The 1886-nt window shown below is 74.8% G+C and carries 2 protein-coding genes; one reads left to right on the plus strand and one right to left on the minus strand.

The annotated features are described in order from the left end of the window. Positions 1 to 777 (minus strand): o-succinylbenzoate synthase (locus tag F2B26_RS16000; RefSeq protein WP_159811042.1); only part of this gene is annotated, 777 nt, incomplete at its 3' end. 50 nt (positions 778 to 827) lie between these two features. Here F2B26_RS16000 and F2B26_RS16005 point away from each other — a divergent pair. Beyond that, the gene (locus F2B26_RS16005; RefSeq protein WP_159811044.1) at positions 828 to 1766 is read left to right on the plus strand and encodes a 1,4-dihydroxy-2-naphthoyl-CoA synthase; all 939 of its coding nucleotides are present in this window, start codon (positions 828 to 830) and stop codon (positions 1764 to 1766) included. Positions 1767 to 1886 lie beyond the last annotated feature (120 nt).

Below are 1886 nucleotides of genomic sequence, written 5' to 3' on the forward strand. Positions count from 1 at the left end.
CAGCCCGCAGGCATAGGGCAGCTCCGGGAGCGCCGCCGCGAGCGCCAGCCCGGCCGCGAGCCCGACCGAGGACTCCAGCGCCGAGGACACGACCACCGGCAGCCCGATCCGCTCGGCCAGCTCGAGGCACGCGCGCACCCCGCCGAGCGGCTGCACCTTGAGGACGACGACGTCGGCCGCGTGCTTGGCGGCCACCGCCAACGGGTCCGCGGCCCGGCGGATCGACTCGTCGGCCGCGATCGGCACCGAGGTCCGCCGGCGCAGCGCGGCCAACCCGTCGACCCCGGCGACCGGCTGCTCGGCGTACTCCAGACCGCCCGCGGCCCGGTCCAGCAGCGCCAGCCGGTCGACCGCGGTGTCCAGGTCCCAGGCGGCGTTGGCGTCGATGCGGATCCGCCCCGACGGGCCGAGCGCATCGCGCACCGCCTCGAGCCGCGCCTGCTCCTGGGCCACGTCCTGCCCCGGTTCGGCGACCTTCACCTTGGCCGTCCGGCAGCCGTTCGAGGCCAGCACGATCTGGTGCGCCTGCTCCGGTCCGACGGCGGGCACCGTGACGTTCACCGGGATGGTGTCGCGCAGCGGTGCGGGCCAGCCGAGGTCCGCGGCCTCCCGGGTCGCCCGCCACCAGGACGCCGACTCCTCGTCGTCGTAGTCCCAGAAGGGCGAGAACTCCGCCCAGCCGGCCGCACCGCGCACCAGCACCCCGTCCCGGCTGGTCAGGCCCCTGAACCGGGTGCGCAGCGGGACGGACCACACGTGCAGGTCGAGGTCGGGCACCTGGCCAGGGTAGGCCTGGCCGGCGGGCCACCGGATCCTAGGCTGGTCCCATGAGCCCGTTGCCGCGCACCGTGTCGCAGACCTTCGACCCCACGGCCTGGCGGGAGGTGGCCGGGTTCACCGAGCTCACCGACCTCACCTACCACCGGGGCGTGGACCGCACCGGCGCACTCGAGCGCGACCTGCCGGTGGTCCGGGTCGCGTTCGACCGTCCCGAGGTGCGCAACGCGTTCCGCCCGCACACCGTCGACGAGCTGTACCGGGTGCTCGACCACGCCCGGCAGTCGTCCGACGTGGGCACGGTGCTGCTCACCGGCAACGGCCCGAGCCCCAAGGACGGCGGCTGGGCGTTCTGCTCGGGCGGTGACCAGCGGATCCGCCGCCGGGACGGCTACCACTACGCCGACGACGCCGGTGACGTCGACCCGGCCCGCGCGGGGCGGCTGCACATCCTGGAGGTGCAGCACCTCATCCGGACCATGCCGAAGGTGGTCGTCGCGCTGGTCGGCGGCTGGGCGGCCGGCGGCGGGCACTCGCTGCACGTGGTGGCCGACCTGACGATCGCCAGTCGCGAGCACGCCCGGTTCAAGCAGACCGATGCGAACGTCGGCTCGTTCGACGGCGGCTACGGCTCGGCGCTGCTGGCCCGGCAGGTCGGCCAGAAGCGGGCGCGCGAGATCTTCTTCCTGGCCCGGGAGTACTCGGCGCAGCAGGCCTACGAGTGGGGCGCGGTCAACGACGTCGTCGACCACGCCGACCTGGAGAAGGCCGGTCTGGAGTACGCCCGGATCGTGGCGACCAAGTCACCGCAGGCTGTCCGGATGCTCAAGTTCGCCTTCAACCTGGCCGACGACGGGCTGGCCGGTCAGCAGCTGTTCGCCGGTGAGGCGACCCGGCTGGCCTACCAGACCGACGAGGCGATCGAGGGCCGGGACGCCTTCCTGGAGCACCGTGACCCGGACTGGTCGGCGTGGGGGTACGCGTACTGAGCCGCTAGCGCGGCGGGGCCACGGTGGGGTTCGCGACGGCGGGGCCGGCGGCCGCCGGGTCCGTCGTGGGACCGGCCGGGGGCTCGACCGCGAGGGCGTCCGCAGGCTCCGCAGGGCGGG

Source organism: Cellulomonas citrea, from assembly GCF_009829685.1.
GTDB lineage: Bacteria > Actinomycetota > Actinomycetes > Actinomycetales > Cellulomonadaceae > Cellulomonas > Cellulomonas citrea.